The sequence below is a fragment of the Pseudonocardia sp. DSM 110487 genome (assembly GCF_019468565.1).
GTDB lineage: Bacteria > Actinomycetota > Actinomycetes > Mycobacteriales > Pseudonocardiaceae > Pseudonocardia.
The window spans coordinates 8,594,316-8,618,453 of the sequence record NZ_CP080521.1; the positions used below are offsets into that span (position 1 = coordinate 8,594,316).

General features: G+C 73.6%; 22 protein-coding genes. 5 read left to right on the forward strand and 17 right to left on the reverse strand.

Translation table 11 applies throughout. The annotated features are described in order from the left end of the window. Positions 1 to 5: 5 nt before the first annotated feature. From K1T35_RS40190 to K1T35_RS40200, 3 genes are all read right to left on the reverse strand, one after another. Complete coding sequence (locus tag K1T35_RS40190; protein ID WP_220256918.1) at positions 6 to 926, reverse strand: aminoglycoside phosphotransferase family protein; 921 nt, start codon at positions 924 to 926, stop codon at positions 6 to 8. Continuing rightward, positions 923 to 1,516, reverse strand: a complete 594-nt coding sequence (locus K1T35_RS40195; protein WP_220256919.1) for a DoxX family protein — start codon at positions 1,514 to 1,516, stop codon at positions 923 to 925. Before K1T35_RS40195 ends, K1T35_RS40190 begins: the two co-directional genes overlap by 4 nt. Positions 1,517 to 1,610: 94 nt before the next feature. Beyond that, positions 1,611 to 2,528: a 2-hydroxyacid dehydrogenase gene (locus K1T35_RS40200; RefSeq protein WP_220256920.1), complete on the reverse strand. Its 918-nt coding sequence runs from the start codon at positions 2,526 to 2,528 to the stop codon at positions 1,611 to 1,613. Between the two features lie 51 nt (positions 2,529 to 2,579). On the opposite strand from K1T35_RS40200, the gene K1T35_RS40205 reads away from it, so the two are divergent. Next, positions 2,580 to 3,737, forward strand: a complete 1,158-nt coding sequence (locus K1T35_RS40205; RefSeq protein WP_255621239.1) for a sorbosone dehydrogenase family protein — start codon at positions 2,580 to 2,582, stop codon at positions 3,735 to 3,737. Between the two features lie 133 nt (positions 3,738 to 3,870). Here the strand turns inward: K1T35_RS40205 and gatB are convergent, their stop codons facing one another. Genes gatB through gatC form a run of 3 tightly spaced genes read right to left on the reverse strand, consistent with a single transcriptional unit; the run spans position 3,871 to position 7,183 of the window. Beyond that, the gene (gene gatB, locus K1T35_RS40210) at positions 3,871 to 5,370 is read right to left on the reverse strand and encodes an Asp-tRNA(Asn)/Glu-tRNA(Gln) amidotransferase subunit GatB (RefSeq protein WP_220256921.1); all 1,500 of its coding nucleotides are present in this window, start codon (positions 5,368 to 5,370) and stop codon (positions 3,871 to 3,873) included. Next, the gene (gatA, locus tag K1T35_RS40215; protein WP_220256922.1) at positions 5,367 to 6,869 is read right to left on the reverse strand and encodes an Asp-tRNA(Asn)/Glu-tRNA(Gln) amidotransferase subunit GatA; all 1,503 of its coding nucleotides are present in this window, start codon (positions 6,867 to 6,869) and stop codon (positions 5,367 to 5,369) included. Before gatA ends, gatB begins: the two co-directional genes overlap by 4 nt. Further along, positions 6,866 to 7,183, reverse strand: a complete 318-nt coding sequence (gene gatC / locus K1T35_RS40220) for an Asp-tRNA(Asn)/Glu-tRNA(Gln) amidotransferase subunit GatC (RefSeq protein ID WP_220256923.1) — start codon at positions 7,181 to 7,183, stop codon at positions 6,866 to 6,868. The genes gatA and gatC overlap by 4 nt, the downstream gene beginning before the upstream one ends. Before the next feature lie 256 nt (positions 7,184 to 7,439). Between gatC and K1T35_RS40225 the strand changes: the two genes are divergently transcribed. Both K1T35_RS40225 and K1T35_RS40230 read left to right on the forward strand, forming a co-directional pair. Continuing rightward, positions 7,440 to 8,093 carry an ACT domain-containing protein gene (locus K1T35_RS40225; RefSeq protein WP_220256924.1) on the forward strand — a complete coding sequence of 218 codons (654 nt, stop codon included), beginning with the start codon at positions 7,440 to 7,442 and terminating at the stop codon, positions 8,091 to 8,093. A gap of 5 nt (positions 8,094 to 8,098) precedes the next feature. Next, positions 8,099 to 9,262: a helix-turn-helix domain-containing protein gene (locus K1T35_RS40230; RefSeq protein ID WP_220256925.1), complete on the forward strand. Its 1,164-nt coding sequence runs from the start codon at positions 8,099 to 8,101 to the stop codon at positions 9,260 to 9,262. Positions 9,263 to 9,286: 24 nt separating this feature from the next. On the opposite strand, the gene K1T35_RS40235 is transcribed toward K1T35_RS40230, so the two are convergent. Next, a complete protein-coding gene (locus K1T35_RS40235; protein WP_220256926.1) occupies positions 9,287 to 9,898 on the reverse strand; it encodes a TetR/AcrR family transcriptional regulator in 612 nt (203 codons plus the stop codon). Positions 9,899 to 9,967: 69 nt separating this feature from the next. On the opposite strand from K1T35_RS40235, the gene K1T35_RS40240 reads away from it, so the two are divergent. Both K1T35_RS40240 and K1T35_RS40245 read left to right on the forward strand, forming a co-directional pair. Continuing rightward, on the forward strand, positions 9,968 to 10,525 hold the full coding sequence (locus tag K1T35_RS40240) for a peroxiredoxin-like family protein (protein ID WP_220256927.1): 558 nt from the start codon (positions 9,968 to 9,970) through the stop codon (positions 10,523 to 10,525). Beyond that, entirely contained in the window at positions 10,522 to 11,133 is a 612-nt protein-coding gene (locus K1T35_RS40245) for a hypothetical protein (protein WP_220256928.1), read from the forward strand. The genes K1T35_RS40240 and K1T35_RS40245 overlap by 4 nt, the downstream gene beginning before the upstream one ends. 90 nt (positions 11,134 to 11,223) lie before the next feature. Here the strand turns inward: K1T35_RS40245 and K1T35_RS40250 are convergent, their stop codons facing one another. From K1T35_RS40250 to K1T35_RS40295, 10 genes are all read right to left on the reverse strand, one after another. After that, on the reverse strand, positions 11,224 to 12,366 hold the full coding sequence (locus K1T35_RS40250; protein ID WP_220256929.1) for an acyl-CoA desaturase: 1,143 nt from the start codon (positions 12,364 to 12,366) through the stop codon (positions 11,224 to 11,226). Positions 12,367 to 12,374: 8 nt separating this feature from the next. Next, positions 12,375 to 13,448, reverse strand: a complete 1,074-nt coding sequence (locus K1T35_RS40255; protein WP_220256930.1) for a ferredoxin reductase — start codon at positions 13,446 to 13,448, stop codon at positions 12,375 to 12,377. Positions 13,449 to 13,557: 109 nt separating this feature from the next. Continuing rightward, entirely contained in the window at positions 13,558 to 14,304 is a 747-nt protein-coding gene (locus K1T35_RS40260) for a 3-keto-5-aminohexanoate cleavage protein (protein ID WP_220256931.1), read from the reverse strand. Positions 14,305 to 14,383: 79 nt separating this feature from the next. Then, a complete protein-coding gene (gene ligA, locus K1T35_RS40265) occupies positions 14,384 to 16,696 on the reverse strand; it encodes an NAD-dependent DNA ligase LigA (RefSeq protein WP_220256932.1) in 2,313 nt (770 codons plus the stop codon). A 46-nt stretch (positions 16,697 to 16,742) separates the two neighbouring features. Continuing rightward, complete coding sequence (locus tag K1T35_RS40270; protein ID WP_220256933.1) at positions 16,743 to 18,401, reverse strand: DUF1841 family protein; 1,659 nt, start codon at positions 18,399 to 18,401, stop codon at positions 16,743 to 16,745. A 23-nt stretch (positions 18,402 to 18,424) separates the two neighbouring features. Further along, complete coding sequence (locus tag K1T35_RS40275; protein ID WP_220256934.1) at positions 18,425 to 19,579, reverse strand: methionine synthase; 1,155 nt, start codon at positions 19,577 to 19,579, stop codon at positions 18,425 to 18,427. Between the two features lie 154 nt (positions 19,580 to 19,733). Next, on the reverse strand, positions 19,734 to 20,810 hold the full coding sequence (gene mnmA, locus K1T35_RS40280; protein WP_220256935.1) for a tRNA 2-thiouridine(34) synthase MnmA: 1,077 nt from the start codon (positions 20,808 to 20,810) through the stop codon (positions 19,734 to 19,736). Continuing rightward, positions 20,807 to 22,021, reverse strand: a complete 1,215-nt coding sequence (locus K1T35_RS40285) for a cysteine desulfurase family protein (protein ID WP_255621241.1) — start codon at positions 22,019 to 22,021, stop codon at positions 20,807 to 20,809. Before K1T35_RS40285 ends, mnmA begins: the two co-directional genes overlap by 4 nt. Before the next feature lie 394 nt (positions 22,022 to 22,415). Beyond that, complete coding sequence (locus K1T35_RS40290; protein WP_220256936.1) at positions 22,416 to 23,171, reverse strand: 1-acyl-sn-glycerol-3-phosphate acyltransferase; 756 nt, start codon at positions 23,169 to 23,171, stop codon at positions 22,416 to 22,418. An 89-nt stretch (positions 23,172 to 23,260) separates the two neighbouring features. Further along, on the reverse strand, positions 23,261 to 24,025 hold the full coding sequence (locus K1T35_RS40295; RefSeq protein WP_220256937.1) for a GNAT family N-acetyltransferase: 765 nt from the start codon (positions 24,023 to 24,025) through the stop codon (positions 23,261 to 23,263). Positions 24,026 to 24,138: the final 113 nt, after the last annotated feature.

Consider the following 24,138-nt stretch of genomic DNA (forward strand, 5'->3'; position numbering starts at 1 on the left):
GGACGTCAGGGCCGTACATCGGGCCGTAGCGCGGCAAGATCGCACCCTGCCAGCGCGGGGCCGAGCGCGTCGAGGGCGCCGGCCGCGATATCGACCATCTCGACGACGCGTGCGGCGCCGAGGTGGTCGGCGGCGAAGCCCAGGTACTGCACGTGTACCTGCACCTGGGCCCAGAGCCGTTCCACCTCGCGCAACTCGTCCGGGACCGGATCGACGTACGTGGCCGGGGCGGGCGCGCCCTGCGCGGCGAGCGTCGCGACGTCCAACCCGGCGGGCGCGACGCGGGCGTTGCCCCAGTCGATCAGCACGCCTCCTTCCGGCGTGAGCAGCACGTTGCCGCGGTGCGCGTCCCCGTGCGTGAGCGTGCGCGGAAGCAGGGCGAGCGCCGCACGCAAGTGGGCGTCGGTCGACCAGGCCTCGAGCAGATCGACGATCTCGGCGAGCCGCGCGTCGCCGGTGCGGTCGCGCGCGCCGCGAACCGCCGGAAGCGTGTGCACGGTGACCATCCCCCACCACCAGCGCGCGTCGACGACGGGGACGCCTCGCGGACGTTTCCGGTGCCAGTGCGCGTGCACGCGGCCGAGCACGTCCCACACCTCGGCGGGCACCTCCCCGCCGTCGAGCGCGGCCCCGGCGTAGAAGGGCATCAGCAGCCATGCGCCGTGCCGGTCCCGGCCGGCCGCGAGCAGGCGGGGCCGGTCCACACCGGGTACGACCGTGATCGCGCGCATCGCGGCCACCTCGCTCGGCCGCGCCCGTTTGAGGACGACCGAGAAGATGTGATCGTCGGCGTCCAGGTCGATCCGCTCGACCGCGGCGGCGACGTACCCGCCGCCGAGCGGCGCCCGCGCGGTGACCGCCACCGGCGCCCCCGCCCACCGCTCCACGGCCTTCAGCCATGCGTAATCCGGCGGCGGGGGTGTCACCGCAGCAGCACGAGCACCAGCACGGCGGCGACCACACCGATGACCAGGGCGAGTACCCCCCACGGGGCGGGGCGACGGTTCCAGGTGCGGCCCTTGTCCAAGGCGATCCGGCCCGCCCCGGTGAGCGTGAGCGCGGCCGCCGCCAGCCCGAGCACCACGTCGAGCTCCACAGCACCCGCCCCCGCAGGCGAGGCGATGAAGAAGCCGTTGCCCGCCCTGAGCGCGACCGCGTTGATCGTGATGCCGACCAGGCCCGCCGCCGCGAGCGGGGTGAGGAAGCCCAGCACGACGAGCGCGCCGCCCACGACCTCCGTGATCCCGGTGACCCATGCCAGGATCACGGTCTGCTGGAACCCGAAGCCCTCCAGCACGCGGGCGAACCCATCGATGCCCGGTCCGCCCCAGAGGCCGGCCACCTTCTGCATCCCGTGGGCGAAGAACGTGCCGCCCACGGCGAAGCGCAGCAGGAGCAGCCCGAAGTCGGTGCCCGGGTTCCACGCCAGCGGCCTGCGATTGGGCAACGTCTTGGCGGGCTCGGAAGAACCGAAGCCGCCCGCGCCGGGCAGGATCGACGTGGGCTGGTCGCTCATGGCGCCCGAGCGTAGCCGCCGTGCACGTCAGCAAAGCCAATTTGCCGCAACCTGGTGTCGGCAAATTGGCTTTACCGCAAGAGAAGGACGCTGCTCAGTAGCCGTCCGCAACGAGGTTCGGCGGCTCCTCACCCCGGACGAACGCGGCGATCTGCTCGGCCGCGATGTGGTAGGCCCGCTCCAGCCGGCCGGGCACGCTGCCTCCGACGTGCGGGCACAGGAAGAGCCCTTGCGCGGCCCACAGCGGGTGGTCGGCGGGCAGCGGCTCCGGTTCGGTGACGTCCAGCGCGGCCAGCAGCCGCCCGCTGGTGAGCTCGGCGGTGAGCGCGTCGGTGTCGGCCACCGGCCCGCGGGCGGCGTTGACGAGCAGCGCGCCGTCCGGCATCGCGGCGAGGAACTCGGCGTCGATCAGCCCGCGGGTCGCTTCGGTCAGCGGGACGATCACGACGCAGGCGTCGTGCTGCCCCAGCAGGTGGTGCACCTCGTCGATCCCGTGGACGCCTGGGCGGGCCCGGCGCGCCACGAGCGTGGTGGCCACCTCGAACGGGGCGAGCCTGCGGACGGTGTGCTCGGCGACGTCACCGGCGCCGACGATCAGCACCCGCTTGCCGGCGAGGGTGTCGGTGACGTGGTAGTCCCAGCGCCGCGCCACCTGCGCGCGCACGAACTGCGGGAAATGCCGGTACACGCTGATCAGCGCACCGACGATCCACTCCGCGGTGGCCCCGCTGTGGGCCCCGCGGCAGTCCGAGAGCGCGACCCCAGCGGGCAGCCGCCCGACCCACGCCTCCGCGCCCGCGGTGAGCAGCTGCACCAGCCGCAGCTCAGGCAGCCGTTCCACGACTGAGACCGCCGTGGTGGGGGCGAGGAACGGCGGTACGAGGACCTGCGCCCGCGCCGCCGCGGCCGGGAGCTCGCCGCCCGGGTCGTAGCGCACGACCTCCACGCCCGCCACGTCGGCGAGCGCCGCCTCTCCCTCGTCCTCCGGCACCAGCACCGTGATCTCACCCATGAACGGCACTATTCACCGGGCACTCACCCGCCGCTACCTAACCTGGACCTCGTGGGAGGACGGGTGCGGCGCGCGGCCGCGGCGGCGCTGCTCGTGCTGACGCTCGGTGGCTGCGCCACGTTCCCCGAGCAGGGCCCGCGCGAGTGGCGCGAGCAACTGGAGGGCGCCGGAGAGCTGGGCGGGCCGCCCGTGGTGCCGGAGGACACCCCGCCGCCGCAGACGCCGCAGCCGCCCGGCCCGGAAGGCCAGGGCGGACCTCAGCAGGTGCCGTCGGGTTGCCAGGACCCCGACCCCCAGGTCATCGCCACCTGCCTGGAGCCGGTCGGCGCCATCGCGGTGCTCCCCGACGCGGCGTCCGCGCTGGTCGGAGAGCGGCAGACCGGGCGGGTGCTGCGGGTCGAGCAGGGCAGCGAGCCCCAGCTGGTGGCTACCGTGCCGGTGGACGCCGCCGGCGGTGGCGGCCTCAGCGGGCTGGTGCTGTCGCCGTCCTACATCGAGGACCAGCTCGTCTACGCCTACATCACCACGCCGCAGGACAACCGCGTCGTGCGCCTCGCGGCGGGTGAGCCGCCCAAGCCCGTGCTCACCGGCATCCCCCGTGGCCCGGTGAACAACGGTGGTGCCCTCGCCGTCGACGAGGACGGCTCCCTGCTCGTGGCCACCGGCAACGCGGGCCAGGCCACTCCCCCGCCCGACTCCCTTGCCGGCAAGCTGCTGCGCATCGACCTGCAAGGCCGTCCGGCGAAGGGCAACCTCGACCCGCTCTCGCCGACCATGAGCTCCGGCCTGCAGTCGCCCGGCGGGATTTGCGTCGACCCCCGGCGCGGCACGGCCTGGGTCACCGACCGGCGGGCGGGCGAGGACGCGCTGCACCTGATCGTGCCCGGCCCGCTCCCTTCTCCGGCGTGGCGCTGGCCCGACCGGCCCGGCGTAGCGGGCTGCACGGCTCAGGACGGCGCCGTGGCGGTCGCCCAGATGCGCCCGGAGTCGCTGTTCGTGATCCGCTCCGACGCGAAGAACCTGTTCGTCGGAGCCCCCGAGACCCTGCTGCAGGAGACCTACGGCCGCCTCTCCGCGGCCACCCTCGCCCCGGACGGGCTGGTGTGGCTCGGCACCGTCAACAAGGCCGGCGGCGGCCAGCCGGTGTCCTCCGACGACCGGGTGATCCGGATCCAGCCCCTCGCCGCCGGAGGAGACCACCGCCAGTAGCGCCCCTTCCGGTGGTCGAGTAGCGCCGGCCCGCCAGGGCCGGCGCGTATCGAGACCACAGCCACGATCGGGGATGGTGGTCTCGATACGGGCCGGCGCTGGAGCGCCGGCCCTACTCGACCACCGGGTTGGCTCAGCTGCAGCGCTCGATCACCAGCTCGCGCACGCGCTTGGCGTCGGCCTGGCCCTTCGTCGCCTTCATGACCGCCCCGACGATCGCGCCCGCGGCCTGGACCTTGCCGCCGCGGATCTTCTCGGCGACGTCCGGCTGGGCCGCGAGTGCCTCGTCGACGGCGGCGAGCAGTGCGGTGTCGTCGGAGACCACGGCAAGGCCGCGCGCGGCGACGACCTCGTCGGGCTCGCCCTCGCCCGCGAGCACGCCGTCGACCACCTGGCGGGCCAGTTTGTTGGACAGCTCGCCCGCCGTCACGAGCGCGATCACCCGTGCCACCTGGGCCGGCGTGATCGGGAGCCCGGCCAGCTCGACGCCACGGGCGTTCGCCTGCTGCGTCAGGTACGCGACCCACCACGACCGGGCCTCGCCCGCAGGGGCGCCCGCCGCGACGGTGGACTCGATGAGGTCGAGCGCCCCGGCGTTGACGAGGTCCCGCAGTTCCAGGTCGGTGAGCCCCCACTCGGCCGTGATCCGGCGGCGACGCTCCCACGGCAGCTCGGGAAGCGTGGCGCGCAGCTCCTCGACCCACTCGGCGGGCGGCGCGATCGGCACCAGGTCGGGCTCCGGGAAGTACCGGTAGTCCTCGGCGGTCTCCTTCGTCCGTCCCGCCGACGTGGTGCCGGTGGACTCGTCGAAGTGCCGCGTCTCCTGGATGATGCGCCCGCCTGCGAGCAGCACGCCCGCCTGGCGCGTCATCTCGTAGCGGACCGCCCGCTCCACCGAGCGCAGCGAGTTGACGTTCTTGGTCTCGGTGCGGGTGCCGAACTCGGTCGTGCCCTTCGGCATCAGCGAGACGTTGGCGTCGCAGCGCAGGGAGCCCTGGTCCATCCGGACGTCCGAGACGCCGAGCGCGCGCAGCAGGTCGCGCAGCGCCGTGACGTACGCGCGCGCCACCTCGGGCGCCCTGTCCCCGGTGCCGGTGATCGGCTTCGTGACGATCTCGATCAGCGGAACGCCCGCGCGGTTGTAGTCGAGCAGCGAGTACTCGGCGCCGTGGATGCGCCCGGTCGAGCCGCCGACGTGCAGCGACTTGCCGGTGTCCTCCTCCATGTGCGCGCGCTCGATCTCCACGCGGAACACCGAGCCGTCGTCGAGCGGCACGTCCAGGTACCCGTTCACGGCGATCGGCTCGTCGTACTGGGACGTCTGGAAGTTCTTCGGCATGTCCGGGTAGAAGTAGTTCTTCCGCGCGAACCGGCCCCACGGCGCGATCGTGCAGTTCAGGGCGAGCCCGATCCGCATCGCCGACTCCACGGCGGACCGGTTGACCACCGGCAGCGCGCCGGGAAGGCCGAGGCACACCGGGCACACCTGGGTGTTCGGCTCGGCCCCGAACGCGGTGGGGCAGCCGCAGAACATCTTGGTCTGCGTGTTGAGCTCGACGTGGACCTCGAGGCCGAGCACCGGGTCGAAGCGCTCCAGGACCTCGGTGTAGTCGACGAGCGTCGGCGTGCTCACGACGGAACCTCCAGCGAGGGGACTCGATCGATCACGGTGCCGTTCTCGGAGTTGCGCGCCGCCTCGTAGGCCGCGGCGACCCGGTACATGACGGCCTCGCCGAGCGCGGGCGCCATCACCTGCAGCCCGACCGGCAGCCCGTCGGCCAGCCCGCTCGGCACCGACATCGCGGCGGTACCGGCCAGGTTGGTGGGGATCGTGGCCAGGTCGTTGAGGTACATGGCCAGCGGGTCGTCGACCTTGTCGCCGATCTTGAAGGGGGTGGTCGGCGCCGTTGGCGAGACCAGCACGTCGGCCTGCTCGAACGCCGTGGCGAAGTCGCGGCTGATGAGGGTGCGCACCTTCTGCGCCTGCCCGTAGTAGGCGTCCCAGTAGCCGGACGAGAGCGCGTACGTGCCGAGGATGATCCGGCGCTTCGCCTCGGCACCGAACCCGGCCTCCCGGGTGGCGGCCATGACGTCCTCGGCCGATGCGCCGTTCTCGACCCGCAGCCCGTAGCGCATGGCGTCGAACCGGGCGAGGTTGGACGACACCTCGCTGGGCAGGATCAGGTAGTACGCCGCGAGCCCGTACTCGAAGTGCGGGCAGGAGACCTCGACCAGCTCAGCGCCGAGCTTCTCCAGCTGGCGCAGCGCGTCCTCGTAGGACGAGCGGACGCCCGCCTGGTAGCCCTCGCCGGACAGCTCGCGGACCACGCCGACCCGCAGCCCGGACAGGTCACCGCCCGCACCGCGGCGCGCGGCCTCGACGACCGATGGCACCGGCTGGTCGATCGAGGTGGAGTCCATCGGGTCGTACCCGGCGATCACCTCGTGCAGCAGCGCGGTATCCAGCACCGTGCGCGCGCACGGTCCGCCCTGGTCGAGCGAGGAGGCGCAGGCGATCAGCCCGTACCGCGAGACCCCGCCGTACGTCGGCTTGGCGCCCACGGTGCCGGTGAACGCGGCGGGCTGGCGGATCGAGCCGCCCGTGTCGGTGCCGATCGCGAGCGGCGCCTCGAACGCGGCGAGCGCCGCGGCCGAGCCACCACCGGAACCGCCCGGCACGCGCGTGGTGTCCCACGGGTTGCGGGTGGGCCCGAACGCCGAGTACTCGGTGGACGAGCCCATCGCGAACTCGTCCATGTTGGTCTTGCCCAGGATCGTGATCCCGGCGGAGCGCAGGCGCGCGGTGACCGTGGCGTCGTACGGCGGGCGCCAGCCGTCGAGGATCTTCGAGCCCGCCGTGGTGGGCATGTCGATCGTGGTGAAGACGTCCTTGAGCGCCAGCGGCACGCCGGCCAGCGGCGACGCGGGTGCGCTCCCCGCGGCCAGGCTCTCGTCGACCATCGACGCCGACTCCAGCGCGGCGTCGGCCGCGACGTGCAGGAACGCGTGCACCTGGTCGTCGACGGCCGCGATGCGGTCGAGGTGGGCCTGCGCGACCTCGACGGCCGAGACCTCGCGGGAGTGGATCTTCGCGGCGAGCTCGGCCGCGGTCATCCGCGTGAGCTCGCTCATGCTTCCTCCCCCAGGATCTGCGGCACGCGGAAGCGGCCGTCCTCGGCGGCGGGGGCGCAGGCGAGCGCCTGCTCCTGGCTGAGGCCGGGGCGCAGCTCGTCGGGGCGGAACACGTTCTGCAGCGGCACCGCGTGGGAGGTGGGCGGGATGTCGTCGGCGGCGACCTCGCCGACGCGGGCGACCGCACCGAGGATCACCTCGAGCTGGCCTGCGAAGACATCCAGCTCGTCGTCGGTGACGGCGAGCCGGGAGAGCCGGGCGAGGTGCGCAACCTCCTCCCGGCTGATGTGCGCTGCCGCGGATTCGGCGGACATGTCCCTCCAGGACGGGTGTGCTGCGGAGGCCCGCAACCGGTGCGGACGATGGTGATCCCGACGCCGCGCCATGCGCTGGCATCGGCCCCTGTGAGTCTAGTAGCGGGGCGGGTACGGGCTGTCGCCCGCACCGGATGTTGTGCCGAAACCGCCCGCTCCTGACACAATCCGGGGAGCAGTGCCGCCGCGTGAACCGCCCCGACTGCGGCGGGAGTACTCCCGCGGTGGGGGGCGTGTACGCGAGAGGACGTGTGGTGTGTCGTTCCTGCTCCGGGTCGTGCTTCCGGACAAGCCGGGCAGTCTCGGGGCCGTAGCCACCGCGCTCGGCAACGCGGGTGCAGACATCCTCGGCGTCGACGTGGTGGAGCGCGGCCTGGGTCACGCGGTGGACGACCTCGCGGTCGAGCTGCCTCCCGGCCGACCGCCGGACGTGCTCATCACGGCGGCCGAATCCGTGCCCGGCGTCGAGGTCGAGTCGGTCCGGCCCCATTCGGGCCGGCTGGAGACCCACCGCGAGCTGGAGCTGATCGACCAGATCGCCGGCGACCCCGACACCGGCCTCCAGCTGCTCGCCGAGGGCGTGCCACGCATCTTCCGGGCCGGCTGGGCGCTGATCGCCGCGCGGGAGAACGGATCCTCCTACCGGCTCGCCGAGAGCACCGCCGCTCCGGAGACCCGCGCGGGCGACCTGCCGTGGCTCCCGCTCGACAAGGCGACGGTGCTGGACCCCGTGGTGCACTGGATGCCGGAACCGTGGAGCGACCTCGACACCGAGCTCGCGGCGGCGCCGTTCGGCCCGAAGGCGCGGGCCCTGGTCGTCGGCAGGCCCGGTGGGCCCGCGTTCCGCCCATCGGAGCTGGCGCGCCTGTCCCATCTTGCCGGCATCGTCGTCACCGTGCTGGGCCCATAGTGTCGATGGACCGGCCATGGTCCCGCGTGCCGAGCTGGGTCGGCGCAGCGTTGCGCCCCGAGCTGGCCGGCACGATCGATGGCATCATCGCCGCCGTCCGCGGGGAGGTGCCCGAGTACGCCCGTCCGCTCACGGGCCGCTTCGGCGCCCGGATCACCGAGGGTGTGTCGGTGGCGCTGGGCCAGTTCCTCGACCTGCTCGGCCGCGACGACCCCCTTGGCGACGGCACCGTGTACCGCGCGCTCGGTCAGCTGGAGCACCGGGAGGGCCGCACGCTCGCGGCCCTGCAGTCGGCCTACCAGGTGGGCACCCGGACGCTGTGGCAGCGCCTGGCCGCCAGCACCACGGCCCGGAAGCTACCCCCGGACGTGATCTTCACCCTCGCCGAGGCCCTGTTCGGCTACATCGAGCAGATCAGCGCCGCGTCGGTGGCCGGATGGGCGGACGAGGAGGCCAGCCAGGCCGGATCGCTGCAGGCCCGCCGGCATGCGCTCGTGGAGCTGCTCGCCCGGCCGGCCCCGCCTGCCGAACTGGAACGGGTCGCCGCCGCCGCGGGCTGGACCGTGCCGCCGCGGGTCGCCGCGCTCGCCGTCGACGACGCCGTCGCGATCGCCGCGCGGCTGCCCGGCGCGGTGGGCGCCGACCTGGACCCGGTGGGCCTCGTCGTCGTCACCGCGCGCGGTGAACCCGATTCCGCGTGGCTGGAGCGCGTCCGCGGTGCCACCGGTGATCGGCGGGCCGTGCTCGGGCCGGTGGTCGAGCCCGCGAATGCACATCGCTCCGTGGAGCTGGCCCAGGCCGCATGGCCGCTGCACGCCGCGGGCCGGCTCGACGCCGGCGCTCCCGTCGTCCGGGCCGATGAGCACCTGCTTGCGCTGCTGCTCGCGGCGGCACCCGAGCTCGCCTCCGCCCTTGCCGAGCGTGCGCTCGCCCCGCTGCGCGCGCTGCCGGCCGGCGCCGCCGTCCGGGCCGAGGAGACCCTGCGAGCCTGGCTGGACGCCCACGGCGACGTCACCGCCACCGCCACCGCACTGCACGTGCACCCGCAGACGGTGCGCTACCGCCTCGCCTCACTGCGCGAGACGTTCGGCGAGGCGCTCGACGACCCGGCCGCCCGACTGGAGCTGGCGCTGGCCCTCCGGAGCGGCCCGGCCCGGGACCGCACCTGATCGTCCTGGGGCTGCGCCCGGGGCTCAGGTCGCGGTGAGCCCACGCAGGACTACGTCGAGGCCGCGCCTGAACTCCTCGTCGGGCGTCACCGACCTCGCGTCGGCGGCCGTGCGCGCGAGCAGCGGGTACTCGTCGGGACGCAGCTCGGACATCACGATCGTGCCAGGCCCGGACAACGCCGCGAAGTGCTCGTTCTGCAGGAACCCCAGCAGGTGCCCGATCAGCGTGCGCTGGGCGAGCACGCGGTCGGTGCCGTCGAGGCCGCCGTCGGTGAGCACCGACAGCATGGCCTCGATCAGGCGGAGCGAGCCCGGCGCCGCCTGCCGGTGTCGCAGCACCAGCGGAACGATCCCCGGGTGCCGGGCCACGGCGACACGCAACCGGTCGAGCAGCACCCGGACGCGGTCCTGCCAGCTGCCTTCCGGCAGCGACAGGTCGACCGAGCGGAACACGTGGTCGACCACGAGCAGCTCGAGGGCCTGCCGGTCGGCGACGTAGCGGTACAAGCCCATCGTCGCCACGCCGAGCTCCCGCGCGACGGTGCGCATCGTCAGCGCGGAGAGTCCGTCGCGGTCGACGACGGCGAGCGCGGCGGCGACCAGCTGGTCGTCCGTGAGTGAACGAGGACGAGGCACGGCTTGACAGCGTACAAGGTACGCGCATACTGGCCGTAGGCGTACCTTGTACTCTTAAGGAGTCCGATCATGACACCCGCAACCGTCAGCGCGCGCACGCTCGTCACCGTGACCGGCGTCGACGTGCCCGTCCCCGACCCGGACCGCCTGGTCCACCTGCAGTTCCGCCGGTTCGCCGGTTGCCCGGTGTGCAATCTGCACCTGCGCTCGATCGTCAACCGGCGCGCGGACATCGAGGCTGCCGGCATCCGGGAGCTCGTCCTCTTCCACTCCAGCGCCGACGCGCTGCGCCCCTACACGTCGGATCTGCCGCTCGACGTCGTCCCGGACCCCGGGCGGGTGCTGTACCGGGAGTTCGGCGTCGAGTCCGGCCCGCGGGCCCTGCTCGACCCGCGCGGCTGGCCCGCGATCGCCCGGGCGGTCGTACGCGAGCTGCAGGCCGTGCGGGGCGGCCGTCCCGCTCCCCCGGCCCGTCCCGAGGGCGGGCGGCTCGGCCTGCCCGCCGACTTCCTCGTCGCATCCGACGGACGGGTGCTGGCCGCCAAGCACGGCGCGCACGTCGATGACCAGTGGTCGGTCGACGAACTGCTCGCGCTCGTGCCGAACGCGGCGCGGGACCTCGCATGATGAGCGCCGAGGTGTACGTGACCGGCCGCGTGCTGGGCGGGGACGAGGAACGCCAGCTCGCCGACCGCGTGCTGCAGGCGCTGACCACCGAGGAGTCGGCGCCGGACGCGGTGATGGACTCGGCGCGCGAGCTGGCCCACGTCCTCGTCCGGCAACCGGGCGCGTGGGCCACCGGCGGCCCGCCGCCCGACGCGGCGCCCCGTTACCTGGTGCGCCTGACCGTGCCGCAGGCCTGGTGCAACGACCGGCGGTTCGCCGACCACGTCGTGCCGCTGATCACTTCAGCGATCGCCGGGACGGAACCCGATCCCACCCGGCTGAACCGCGAACCACATTGCGTCGTGCAGATCGTCGGCCTACGCGAGCACTGCGTGGGCACGCTGGGCCGAACCGTCACGAGCACCGAGATCACCCGGCTCATGACCAGGGGGTTCCGCGAGTCCGGCGACCGTCCCGACGCGCCCGAGGGCAGCACCATCGACCCTGTGTGCGGGATGCCGGTCGAGTGGGCCTCCGCGAGGTTCACCCTCACCCACGACGGCGTCGACTACGCCTTCTGCGCCCCGTCGTGCCGCAAGGTCTTCGCCGAGGACAGCGCCATCACGTGATGCAGCCGCACTCCGCTCACACATGAACTTCGGCGCTCGCACACCAACCGGAGTTGGTGTGCGAGCGCCGCTGTTGGTGTGTGAGCCTCGTCAGCCGGCCAGCCGGACCGGAGTTCCGACCAGCTTCGGCCGCTCAGGCAGCGGGGTGACCTCGGCCTTCGGGCCACCGCCCGGGAAAGCGAGCCGGGCGAGCTTGCGCAGCACGGTGCCGTACTGCTTCGCGAGCGACCCCGTGGTGTACGGCAGGCCGTAGCGCTCGCAGATGTCCCGGACCCGCGGTGCGATCTCGGCGTAGCGGTTGCTCGGGATGTCCGGGAAGAGGTGGTGCTCGATCTGGTGGGACAGGTTGCCGGTCATGATGTGGAACAGCGGGCCGCCGGAGAGGTTGGCCGAGCCGAGCATCTGCCGGACGTACCACTGGCCCTTCGTCTCGCCCTCGAGCCGCTCCTCCTCGAACGTCTCGGTGCCGTCCGGGAAGTGGCCGCAGAAGATCACGGCGTGCGACCACACGTTGCGCACGACGCTCGCGGTGGCGTTCGCGGCGACCGTGGAGAGGAAGCCGGGGCCGGACAGCAGCGGGAAGAGCACATAATCCTTGGCGAGCTGCTTGCGCGCCTTACGCCAGAGGTTGCGGGCCTCCTTGCGGACCTGCGACCACGGCTTGGTGCCCTCCTGCGCCTTCTCGATCTCCAGGTCGTAGAGCGCGATGCCCCACTCGAAGATCGCCGCGAGGCCCATGTTGTAAATGGGCTGCAGCAGGTAGACCGGCTTCCACTCCTGCTCAGGGGTGACGCGCATGATCGCGTAGCCGAGGTCGCGGTCCTTGCCGCGGATGTTGGTGAACGTGTGGTGCTCGTAGTTGTGCGACTTCTTCCACGACTCGGCGGGCGAGGCGTGGTCCCACTCCCACGTGGTCGAGTGGATCTTCGGGTCCCGCATCCAGTCCCACTGGCCGTGGAGGATGTTGTGGCCGAGCTCCATGTTCTCGAGGATCTTGGCCGCGGACAGTGCCGCCGTGCCGGCCAGCCACGCGGGCGGGAACAGCGAGAACAGCAGCGTGGCGCGACCGGCGACCTCGAGGCCGCGCTGCGCGGCGATGACCTTGTGGATGTACTGGGCGTCGCGCTCGCCGAGCGAGCCGACGACCTCGGCACGGATCGCGTCGAGCTCCGCGCCGATCGCCTCGACCTGCTCGTCGGTCAGGTGCGCTGCGGCGCTGGGGGTCTCAGGCATGTTCGCTCCTACAGCTCGATCTCGACGTCGCCCGCGGCGCCGGAGACGCACGTGCGGACGGTTTGGCCTGGTGTGTCGTGCACCTCGCCGGTGCGCAGGTCGCACACGCCGCCGGAGCGCAGCTTCCCGACGCATGTGTGGCAGATGCCCATTCGGCAGCCGTTCGGCAGCAGTGCGCCCGCCGACTCGCCGGCCACCATCAACGGAACGCCGGGGCCGGCGTCCGCCGTGATCCCGCTCGTCGTGAACACGACGCGGCCACCGCTGCCGGTGTCCGTAGCCGGGGTGGGCGGGACGAACCGCTCGATGTGCAGCGCGTCGGAGTCGCCGTACCGATCCCAGTGGCCGGCCAGCGCGTCGAGCAGACCGGCCGGGCCGCACGCCCACGTCTGGCGGGCCGCCCAATCGGGCACCACGTCGGCGAGGGCATCCGGGCTGAGGCGGCCCTCGGCGGCGGTGTGCCGCTCGACGAGGCGCAGCCCCGTGGTCGCGGCGAGCCTGCGCAGTTCGGACCCGAACACCAGATCGGCCGGGGTGTGGTCGCAATGCACGACCACGGCTCCGTCCAGGGCGTCCGGGCACGTTGCGGCGAGCTCGCGCAGAATGCCCATGACGGGCGTGATCCCGCTGCCCGCTGTGACGAACAGCAGCTTCTCCGGCACCGGGTCGGGCAGCACGAACTCGCCTGCGGGCGGCCCGATGCGCAGCAGCGCGCCGACCGGGGTGCGGTGCGCGAGCGCACCGGACACGGTGCCGCCCGGCACCGCGGTGACGGTGACGGCGAGGCGCGGGTCGTCCGGCCTCGAGGTGACGGAGTAGGTGCGCCACTGCCACACGCCGTCGAGCCGGGTCCCGATCCCGACGAACTGGCCTGCCCGGTGCGGGGTGCGCGCCCGGGCGGTGTGTAGCAGCAGCGTGGTCGTGTCGGCCGTCTCACGACGCAGTCCCACGACACGCGCGTGCGGCTCGCTGGTGGACCACAACGGGTTCAACGTGCCGAGCAGGTCATCGGGGAGCAGCGGCTGGGTGAACCAGGCCGCGGCCCCGTGCACTCGCCTGCCGATGTCGCCGAGCACTCCCATGCGGCCGACGCTATTGCTCGCATCGCACACGTGGCCACGGCTCGGGCCACGGTCGGCGGGCCAAATCTGTTGCTTGAGCCAAACCCGCAGGTCGAGTAGCGGGAAGAGCTCAGATCCGGTAGCCGCTGCTCCGGAGCTTGCGGCGGATGTCCCACGCCTCGGAGACGAGGTGGTCGTTGCCAGCGGCGAGGTATCCCTCGGGGGTGACGAGAACGTCCTCGAACCCGATCCGGGTGTCGACGCCCAGCATCATCGCCTGCTCCAGCACGGGCCAGGCACCGGTGTCCTCGCCGTGCAGCAGGATCGGCACGGGCATCGAGCCGAGCGCACGCAGGACGCGGAGCCCCTCCGCCACCGCGGTGCTGGGGTCGGTGACGGTGGACTCGGCGAGCACGCGTGTGGTGCCCGGCGGCACGCCGTTGACGCGCAACGTGACCGCGTCGCCGCTGGTCCACACCCCGAGCTCGATGCCGATTCCCACCGAGCGGGCCGCGGCGCAGACGTCGACCCAGCCCTTCTCGTGCACGTTGACCGAGCACACGTCGGGCTTGCCCACGCCGAGGTGCCCCCAGGCGAGCACGGCCTCGATGCGCTTGCGCGGATCACGCTCGATCCAACGGCCGGTGGTGACGCCGATCTCCATCGCCGGCACCTGCGCTCGGATGGCGGCGACGGTGTCGCCGACGAACACCGGGTCGAGCGTCTCCAGCCCCGATGGGTCGCGGGGGTGCACGTGCACCGAACTGACCTTGAGCTCGGAGACGGCACGGGCGGCACGGGCGAGGTCTCGCGGGGTGACCGGGAGCAGGGGATGCGCGTCGGCCGGCCACGACCCGTTCAGCACCGCCTGCAGCACGCTGGCACCCCCATCCCCGGGAATCCTAGCCGTCGGATCTCCGGATCGTACGTGCACCCGATGGGGATGATCATGCCGGTCAGGTCTCGACCGTGGCGACCTCCCGCGCCGCGTCCGGCCCCCGCTCCAGCAGCACGCGGAAGCCCGCCTCGTCGAGGATCGGAACGCCGATCTCGAGCGCCTTGTCGTACTTCGAGCCGGGCGAGTCGCCCGCGACCACGAACGCCGTCTTCTTCGACACCGAACCCGCCGCCCGGCCACCGCGCGCCGTGATCGCCTCCTTCGCCTCGTCGCGGGAGAAGGCCTCCATCGAGCCGGTGATCACGATCGACATGCCCTCGAGCGTGCGCGGCACCGACGCGTCGACCTCGTCGACCATCCGCACGCCAGCCGCCCGCCACTTGCCCACGACCTCGCGGTGCCAGTCGACCGAGAACCAGTCGCGCAGGGCCGCCGCGATCGTCGGCCCGACACCCTCGACGCTCGCGATCGGGGCCAGCGCCGCGGCGAGCGCCTTGGCCTGTGCCCGCGCCGCCTCGCGCGCCGCGCGTTCCCCGGCCGCGGCGCGCTCGTCGGTGGACCCGCCGTCCGCATCGGTCACGGCGGCGACCGCCTCCGCCCCGGTGGCGGCAGGCGTTGCGGTGCCGCCGGGCGTGTCGTCGCTCGGGTCCTCCGCCGTGCCGTCGGAGGTGATCACGACCCCCGCTTCCGCGGTGGCCCGTGCCGCCTCCTCCGCGGCGGCCTCGATCGCGTCCATCGACCGGAACTCGCGCGCCAGCGCCTGCGCGGCCGTGGGCCCCACGTGCCGGATCGACAGGCCCACGAGCACCCGCCACAGCGGCCGGTCCTTCACCGCCGCCAGGTTGGCGAGGAGGCGGTGGCCGTTGGCCGACAGCTCGCCGTCCTTCTTGCGGAAGAGATCGACCTGCAGCAGGTCGGCCTCGGCGAGCCCGAAGACATCGCCCTCGTCCTGCACCACGCCCGACTTCAGCAACGCAACCGCCGCCTCGTACCCGAGGCCCTCGATGTCGAACGCGCCGCGCCCGGCCATGTGGAACAGCCGCTCCCGCAGCTGCGCGGGGCAGGACCGGTGATTGGGGCAGCGCAGGTCGATGTCGCCTGCCTTCTGCTGGGCCAGTTCGGTGCCGCACTCCGGGCAGTGGGTGGGCATCACGAACTCGCGCTCGGTGCCGTCGCGCATCTCGACGACCGGGCCGAGCACTTCGGGGATGACGTCGCCCGCCTTGCGGATGACGACCCGGTCGCCGATGAGCACGCCCTTGCGCTTGACCTCCTGCGCGTTGTGCAGGGTGGCCAGCGCGACCGTCGAGCCCGCGACGACCACCGGCTCCATCTGCGCGAACGGGGTGACCCGGCCGGTGCGCCCGACGTTGACCTGGATGTCGAGCAGCTTGGTGGTGGCCTCCTCCGGCGGGTACTTGTACGCGATGGCCCAGCGCGGTGCCCTCGACGTGGACCCGAGCCGCCGCTGCAGCGTGACCTCGTCGACCTTGACCACGACACCGTCGATCTCGTGCTCGATGTCGTGGCGGTGCTCGCCCCAGTACCGGACGTGGGCGAGCACCTCGTCGATGCCGGTGAGGACGACGCTGCGCTCGGAGACGGGGAGTCCCCACGTGCGGAACGCGTCGTAGCACTGGGACTGGCGGTCGAACGTGAAGCCTTCCCGCTTGCCGAAACCGTGGCAGATCAACCGCAGCTTGCGGGACGCGGTGACCTTGGGGTCCTTCTGCCGCAGCGATCCGGCCGCGGTGTTGCGCGGGTTGGCGAACGGTGGCTTGCCCGCCTCCACGAGGGAGGCGTTGAGCGCCTGGAAGTCCTCCAGCCGGAAGTAGACCTCGCCGCGCACCTCCACCACCCTCGGCACCGGGAACTCGTCGGTGCCGGTGAGGCGGTCGGGCACCTCGTCGAGGGTGCGCATGTTGAGCGTGATGTCCTCGCCGGTGCGGCCGTCGCCGCGGGTGAGGGCGCGGGTGAGCTTGCCGTCCTCGTAGAGCAGGTTGACGGCGAGCCCGTCGATCTTCAGCTCGCACAGGTAGTGGAGCTTGCCCTCGCCGACGTCGCGCGTGATCCGCTCGGCCCACGCACGCAGCTCGTCCTCGGTGAAGGTGTTGTCGAGGCTGAGCATGCGCTCGAGGTGGTCGTACGCCGTGAAGTCGGTGGCGAACTTCCCGACCACCTTCTGCGTGGGCGACTCGGGCGTGACCAGCTCGGGGTGCGCGCTCTCCAGCTCGACCAGCTCGCGCCACAGGGCGTCGAACTGCCCGTCGGAGATGACGGGCGCGTCGAGCACGTAGTAGCGGAACTGGTGGTCGGCCACCTCCGCGGCCAGCCGCGCGTGCCGTCCGCGCACGTCTGTGTCAGTGCTCACGAGCAGAGGTTAGCGACGGGGACCGACATCCGGCGGGATCCCGCGCTCACCGCTTCCGGCGCAGTGGGACGATCCGGGCCTCCTCCGTGCGGCCCAGCATGTCGACCTGCGCCACGTACCGTCCGAGATCGACCGGCTGCCCGGCGAGTGCCCCGTGCAGGTGCTCCACCAGCACCTCGCCGATCGCGTGCAGCACGTCGTGGCGGTCCATGCCGGTGGCCGAGAGCCGCTTCGCGGCCTGCCAGACCTCGGGCGGCTCGTCGTCCCACAGCTGGTTGGCGACGATCTCGTGCACCGTGATGTGCAGCCGGGGGTTCACCCCGTCGACGGTTTCCGAGCCGGCGTCGGCGAGGGCCTCGTGGTACTCCGGGTGCTCGCCCTCGATGAGCATGCCGCGGTCGTCCGGGTCGCTCGGGTCGAGGAACGGGAACTCCTCTTCCCCGATCCGCGTGCCGACGGTCGGCGCCGCGAACATCCTGCGTTCGAGCAGCTCGGGCAGATCCTCCGGCCGCACGTCGTCCAGCTCGAGTCCGGCGAGGTAGGCGTCCGCGACGTCGGACGCCATCGGCACGGGGTCGCCGGGCCGGCCGATCGAGCAGGCCATGTCGTCGACGGCCTCCCGCAGCTCGGCCATCGCCGCGGCCGGGAGCTCCGCCCGCCGCCCCGCCCATTCCGCCCATGCGCGCACGGTGGCCGGGAGCGCCTCGAACTCGTCGTCCGTGATCTCGGGACCGTCGTTGAGGGTCTCGTCGAGGAACTGGTCGATCAGGCCGGGCCCGACGCGCAGTGGCCGTGCGGGATCGACGGCGTCGCCGAACTCGACGAGCAGCTCGGCGCAACCACGGGCCCCGGGCGGGAGATCGCGCGCTTCCTCCGAGCGGAGGAACTCGTCCACGACGCCGGCCCGTGCCGCGGCGTCGAGCGGGACGGGTGCGGGCACCGGCCGAGGCGCCGGAAGCAGCCGCACCCTGGCGAGGGCGAGCGCGCGGGACGGTGTGAACTCCTCGTCCACGGGCGGTTCGAGCCCGGCCTGCGCGAGGCGGTCGGTCTCGGCGAAGGCCGGGACGAGGAGTGCGGCCGCCGCAGCCGGCGCGATCTCGCGCACGTCGGTGGTGGCGTCGGCCAGCTCGCGCAGGTCCGCGAGCACCCCGTCCGGCTCGTCGGTGACGAACGCGTCCTTCGCGATGCCGCCCAGGATGTGATCCACCAGTACGACGACCCCGTGCCTGCGGTCGGCACGCTCGACGATGAGCAGCACGCTCGTCTGGTCACCGAACACGTCGCCATAGCTCCACGCCGCGCTGATCCGCTCGGTGCCCAGCACCGCGGCCCACGCGGGCTCGTCGACCCCGCGCGCGACCAACGCGTCGGCGGCCGCGGCGGCCTGCTCCCGCTGCGGTTCGGTGCCGACCGACGCGATCACCCGCAGCAGGCCGACCGCTCCGGCCCGCGACCTGCGGGCGGCGTGGGCCACCAGGCCCTCACCCAGCAACACCTCCGGGTCGGCGGCGCCGTGGAACTGGCCCCACCACGCGCCGAACAACTCGGACACGTAGAGCTCGGCGTCGAGCGCGTCGCCGCCGGACTCGAGCTCGCGGAAGGCGCTCTGCGCCATGCTCGCGACCACGGCAGCCGGCCCTGGCGGCTCGTTCCGGCCGCGCGTCCCCGACTTCCTGCGCTTCCGTCCCTTGCTCTGCGGACTCACCCGGGCAACGGTGCCAGATACCGCTACCAGTCCTCTGGCGGGTCGACGAACGCCTGGCCGATGTCGCGGACCAGCGCCATCGCCCGGAGCGCCCACTCCGGCGTAGCCCCGGCGAGCCCGCACGTCGGCGTCGGGACCACGAGCGCGCCGAGGCGGGACCGGTCGAAACCGAGCCGGTCCGCGAGATCGAACGCGGGACGCGCGATCTCGCGCAGCTGCGGTCGCGTCGCGGGCTCGCGTGCCGGCACGAGACCGAGCAGGAGAGGCGTGCCCGCGTCCCAGATCTCGCCGAGCGCGTCGAGCGCCGCGGGCACCGCGGTCTCCCCGTGGAACACCGGCAGTGTGGCGTCGATCCCGACACCCGCCGCTCCCGTGCCTGCGAGCAGCCGGACCGGCGGCCGGTCGGCGCAGCAGTGCACGACCACCGGCACGCCGAGCGCCGAGACGAAGTCCCGGAGGGCGTCCTGGGCCTCCGTGCGCCCGACCGCCCGCACCGTGCCGTAGCCGGACGCGGTGGGCAGCGCGCCCGCCAGCACCGCCGGCAGCGTCGGCTCGTCGATCTGGACGAGGACGTGGGCGCCGGTGCGCGTGGCCACCTCCGCGACGTGGGCGCGAAGCCCTTCCAGGAGGCTCGCGGCGAACTCCCGGACCGCGCCTGCGTCGGTCAGCACGCGGTGACCGCTGTGCAGCTCGACGGCGGCGGCCAGCGTCCACGGCCCGGCGGCTTGCACCTTCACCCACTCCGGCCGGGCGGGCTCGCAGGCCTCGTCGAACGCGTCGAGGTCCCCGCGCAGCAGGTCGACGGCCCTGCGGTGGTCCCGGCCGCGTCGCGCCGCGACCCGGTAGCCGCTGGGCACGACCTCGACCGCGATGTCGACGAGCAGCCCTGCCGTCCGGCCGATCATGTCCGCCCCGACCCCGCGGGCCGGGAGCTCGGGCAGGTGCGGCAACAGTGGCAGCTCGCCCACCACGGTCGCGGCCGCATCCCTGGGGTCGGTGCCGGGAAGCGAGCCGACGCCCGTCGCGGCGCCGTCGGGCCAGCGAGCAGGCGGCGCGGCCGACTCCGCGCCGTCGGCGGGCTCGGGCTGGACGAAGGCGCCGCCCCCCACCGTCTCCCCCGGTCTGGAGCCGGCAAGGCCGGCGGCGGCGAGTGCGGCCTCGAGCGGATCGGTACTCACGGCCGGTGTCTACCACCGCCACTCCTGCCTCATGCCGCGGACCCGGCCGAAAGGGACGAGACCCCGACTCGCGCGCACCCAGACCCCGACTCGCGGACGGGGAGCCTTCGGCCCCCGCGAGTCGCGGTGTGAGTGTGCGCGAGTCGCGCCGCTACTACGCCGTGGCGGTGATCGTGGCGCTGCCAAGGACGATGTCCCCGGCCGCGTCGGGGCGGTAGAGCGCCACCGCCTGGCCGGGGGCCACGCCGCGCAGCGGCTCTGCGAGCTCGACGTGCAGGCCGTCGGCCGTCTGCTCGGCGACCGCCGCGGCCATGCCGCCGTGCGCGCGGACCTGGGCGACGCAGTCGAACCGGGCCCCTGGCGCGGCCCCCGCGCTCCAGACGGGGCGGCCGCCCTCGATCGTGCGAACGTCCAGCGCCGTGGCCGGCCCGACCGTCACGGTGCCGGTGACGGGCTCGATCCCGAGCACGTACCGGGGGCGGCCGTCGGCGGCGGGGGCATCGACGCCGAGGCCCTTGCGCTGCCCGACGGTGAATCCGTGCACGCCGTCGTGGCGGGCCAGCTCGGCCCCCGTCGCGGCGTCGACGATCGAGCCCGGCCGCACGCCGAGCCGGGAACCGAGGAACGCCCGGGTGTCACCGGAGGGGATGAAGCAGATGTCGTGGCTGTCGGGCTTGTCGGCCACCCGCAGGCCGCGGGCGGCGGCCTCAGCGCGGACAGCGGGCTTCGGGGTGTCGCCGATCGGGAACATCGCGTGCGCGAGCTGCTCGGTGGTGAGCACGGCGAGGACGTACGACTGGTCCTTGTCCGCGTCGACGGCTCGCCGCAGCTCACCCGCGACCAGCCGCGCGTAGTGGCCGGTGCAGACGGCGTCGAATCCGAGCGCGACCGCCTTGTCCAGCAGCGCGGCGAACTTGATCTTCTCGTTGCACCGCAGGCACGGGTTGGGGGTCTGCCCGGCGGCATAGGCGGCGACGAAGTCGTCCACCACGTCCTCGCGGAAGCGGGCGGCGAAGTCCCAGACGTAGAACGGGATGCCGAGCACGTCCGCGGCCCGGCGGGCATCGCCGGCATCCTCGCGCGAGCAGCAGCCGCGGGAGCCGCTGCGCAGGGCGTCCGGGGTCTCGGAGAGCGCGAGGTGGACGCCGACCACGTCGTGGCCGGCATCGACGGCGCGGGCGGCGGCCACCGCCGAGTCGACGCCACCGCTCATCGCTGCGAGAACCCTCATCGCGCCAACGCCGCCTTCCCGGCGCGCCGGGCCCGCTCGACGACCGGGCCGATCACGGCCGCGACCGCGTCGACGTCGGCGGCCGTCGAGGTGTGGCCGAGTGAGAACCTCAAGGACCCGCGGGCGGTCGCCTCGTCGGCCCCCATCGCGAGCAGCACGTGGCTGGGCTGCGCCACCCCTGCCGTGCACGCCGAGCCGGTGGAGCACTCGATGCCCTGTGCGTCGAGCAGCATCAGCAGGCTGTCGCCCTCGCAACCGGGGAACGACAGGTGTGCGTTGCCCGGCAGCCGCGAGGGCCCGCCCTCGACGACGCCGGTGCCAGGGTCCCCGTTCAGCGTGGCCTCTGGCACGACGGCCCTGATCCGGGCGACGAGGTCGTCGCGCAGGTCGGCGAGCGCCGGGCCGCGCCGGGGCGCGTCGGCGACGGACAGCTCCACGGCGGTGGCCAGACCCACCACCGCGGGGGTGTCGAGGGTGCCGGACCGCACGTCGCGCTCCTGCCCGCCGCCGTGCAGCAACGGGGTGAGCACGACCTCGCGGCCCAGCAGCAGCGCGCCTGCCCCGATCGGGCCGCCGAGCTTGTGACCGGTGAGCGACAACGCGTCGACACCCGACGCGGCGAAGTCGACCGGGAGCGTCCCGACGGCCTGCACCGCGTCGGTGTGCATCGGCACGTCGAACTCGTGGGCGATCGTGGCGAGCTCGCGGATCGGGTTGACCGTGCCGACCTCGTTGTTCGCCCACATCACCGAGACCAGAGCGACCCGCTCCGGCTCCTTCGCGAGGGCCGCGCGCAGCGTCTCGGGGCGCACGCGGCCGACGTCGTCGACCTCGAGCAGTTCGACCTCGGCGCCCTCGTGCGCGGCGAGCCACTGGGCCGCGTCGAGCACGGCGTGGTGCTCGATGGCCGAGACCAGGACGCGGGTGCGCCGGGCGTCGGCGTCGCGGCGCGCCCAGTACAGGCCCTTGACCGCGAGGTTGTCGCTCTCCGTGCCGCCGGTGGTGAGCACCACCTCCGACGGCCGCGCGCCCACGGCGGCCGCGATGCGCTCACGCGCCTCCTCGACGTCGCGCCGCGCGCGGCGGCCGGACGTGTGCAGGGAGGACGCGTTCCCGGTGCGGCTGAGTGCCTCCGCCATCGCCGCCACGGCCTCGGGAAGCATCGGCGTGGTGGCGGCATGGTCGAGGTAGGTCGCGCTCGTGGCAGCCACCTCCCCGGTCGTTCGATCCGCGGGCCAGGATAGTCGCCGCGAATGGCCGTCCCGGTCGCGCCCGCTAGGAGGGTCCTGAACGACTCGGGCCGTAGCGAGCGGCGTCCAGGTGGTGTCCTCGCAAGGCGGACGATCGCGCCGATACCGCTGTTGTATCGGGGCGATCGTCCAACGCGGCGAGGGCGCCGCCTGGGCGCCGCGCAGTAGGTCCGAGTCGTTCAGGGCGCTCCTAGTGCCCCCCGCCGGAAGTCCGCCGAGTAATTCGGCGGCCCAGGCCCACGCTGGCCGCACCGGCCGACGGGGCCGAGTACGTCCAGTACGAGGCCCGCCGTCCGGCGCACCCAGCGAGAACCTGGATCCACCGACTTACCCAACGGACTTCCGGCGGGGGACACTAGGCGGCGAGGGGGGCGCTGTGCCGGCGGCGGATGGCCGGGTGCGGCACCCCCGTCACCGCGGCGACCGCGTCGCCGGCGGACCGGGCCAACTCGCGGCGGTCGGCGGACGGCGGCAGCGCCGGAAGGATCGTGAGCTCGCAGTCGATGCCGGGCAGCGCCAACACCCGCATGAGGGAGTCCCACAGCGTCTGCTCACCGATGAACGCCGCGGCCGTCGCCCGCTCCCCGCCCGGCAACCGCAGGACCACGGCGACCGGCCGCACCGGCGCGCCCGCGTCGATCGCGGCCTGGAACACCGCCCGCCGGAACGGTCCCGCCGCGGCCCCGCACCACGTCGTGCCCTCCGGGAACACGGCGACGTCGGCGCCGTCCCGCAGCGCGTCGGCGGTGTCCGCGACGGTGGCCCGCAGCCCGCGCAGGCCCGCCCGGTCGACGAACAGCGCCCCGCTGCGGCGCGCGACGCCGCCGATCACGGGCCAGTCGCCCATCTCACGCTTCGCCACCATGCGCACCGGGCGCAGCGTCCCGACCGCGAGCACCTCGACCCACGACAGGTGGTTCACCGCGAGCAGCTCACCGCCGTCACCCAGCTCGCCCGCCACGCGCAGCCGCACACCGCTGCACCGGAGCACGACCCGGTAGCACGCGCGGAGCCAGTGGGCACGCGCGTCGGCCGGCAGCAGTGCGACGCCGACGAGCGAGGCCACCAGCACGACCGCAAGGCCGCAGAGCCGGCAGAACACCAGCGGCACCCGCCCTCCGTCGGACGGCGGCTGGCAACCGGGCCCGCACGGCGACACCGGCAGCCAGCCGGACGCGGTGGCTGTGGGGTGTCCGAGCATCAGGATTCGCCGAGGAAGAACCGGGCGTAGCGCTCGTCCATGTGGTCGAGGCCGAGTAGCACGAAGAAGTCGGCGCAGTCGAAGTCGGGGTCGAGGGCGGGTGGCCCGCAGACCCACGCGCCCAGCCGCAGATAGCCCTGCAGCAGCGGCGGGATCGCGACCCGGCGCGGCCGGCGCAGCACCGGCGGCTGCCACGGCCGCAGCGGCCGCACCCGGTACGGCTCTGGCGACAGGTGCCTTGCCAGCGCGCGGTCCCACACGGTCGAGGCCGCCGCCCCGCCGTCGCCGAGCGGCACGCTCGCGCAGCCCGCGAGCCAGCGGTGCCCGGTGAGCAGCATGTACCGCGCGAGCCCGGCCCAGACCAGGCCGACGACCGCCCCGTTGCGGTGGTCGGGGTGCACGCACGAGCGGCCCGTCTCCACCAGCGAAGGGCGCAGCGGCGCGAGCTCGTCGAGCACGAACTCGCCTTCCGAGTACAGCCCGCCGGCCCGCGCGGCCGCGGACGGCGGCAGCATCCGGTAGTTCCCGACGATCTCGCCGCTGCTCTCGTCCCGCACCAGTAGGTGGTCGCAGAACGCGTCGAAGCGGTCGACGTCGAGACCGGGTTCCGGGGTGTGCAGTACGGCCCCGAGCTCCTCGGCGAAGACGCTGTGGCGAAGCCGCTGGGCCGCGCGCACCTCATCCGGCTCCGTCGAGAGCAGTAGGGAGTAGCGGGAGGAGGAGTCCGACTGCGGCGTACGGGCGAGCACCTGCGTCGAGGTCACGGGGGTCTTGGTACGGGCCGAAGGCAACACCCGTACCCGAATGCATGAACGATGGAGTGGCAGGCGGATGAACAGCGCGGCCGCCACCTGACACACCCGTGCCCCGAGCGGAT

Bases quoted from the DNA above. Each gene is read 5' to 3' on its own strand.
- mnmA (WP_220256935.1), bottom strand. From the start codon at position 20,810: ATGAGGGTTCTCGCAGCGATGAGCGGTGGCGTCGACTCGGCGGTGGCC.
- K1T35_RS40240 (WP_220256927.1), top strand. From the start codon at position 9,968: ATGACACCCGCAACCGTCAGCGCGCGCACGCTCGTCACCGTGACCGGC.
- K1T35_RS40250 (WP_220256929.1), bottom strand. From the start codon at position 12,366: ATGCCTGAGACCCCCAGCGCCGCAGCGCACCTGACCGACGAGCAGGTC.
- K1T35_RS40195 (WP_220256919.1), bottom strand. From the start codon at position 1,516: ATGAGCGACCAGCCCACGTCGATCCTGCCCGGCGCGGGCGGCTTCGGT.
- K1T35_RS40230 (WP_220256925.1), top strand. From the start codon at position 8,099: ATGGACCGGCCATGGTCCCGCGTGCCGAGCTGGGTCGGCGCAGCGTTG.
- K1T35_RS40255 (WP_220256930.1), bottom strand. From the start codon at position 13,448: ATGGGAGTGCTCGGCGACATCGGCAGGCGAGTGCACGGGGCCGCGGCC.
- K1T35_RS40245 (WP_220256928.1), top strand. From the start codon at position 10,522: ATGATGAGCGCCGAGGTGTACGTGACCGGCCGCGTGCTGGGCGGGGAC.
- gatC (WP_220256923.1), bottom strand. From the start codon at position 7,183: ATGTCCGCCGAATCCGCGGCAGCGCACATCAGCCGGGAGGAGGTTGCG.
- gatA (WP_220256922.1), bottom strand. From the start codon at position 6,869: ATGAGCGAGCTCACGCGGATGACCGCGGCCGAGCTCGCCGCGAAGATC.
- K1T35_RS40200 (WP_220256920.1), bottom strand. From the start codon at position 2,528: ATGGGTGAGATCACGGTGCTGGTGCCGGAGGACGAGGGAGAGGCGGCG.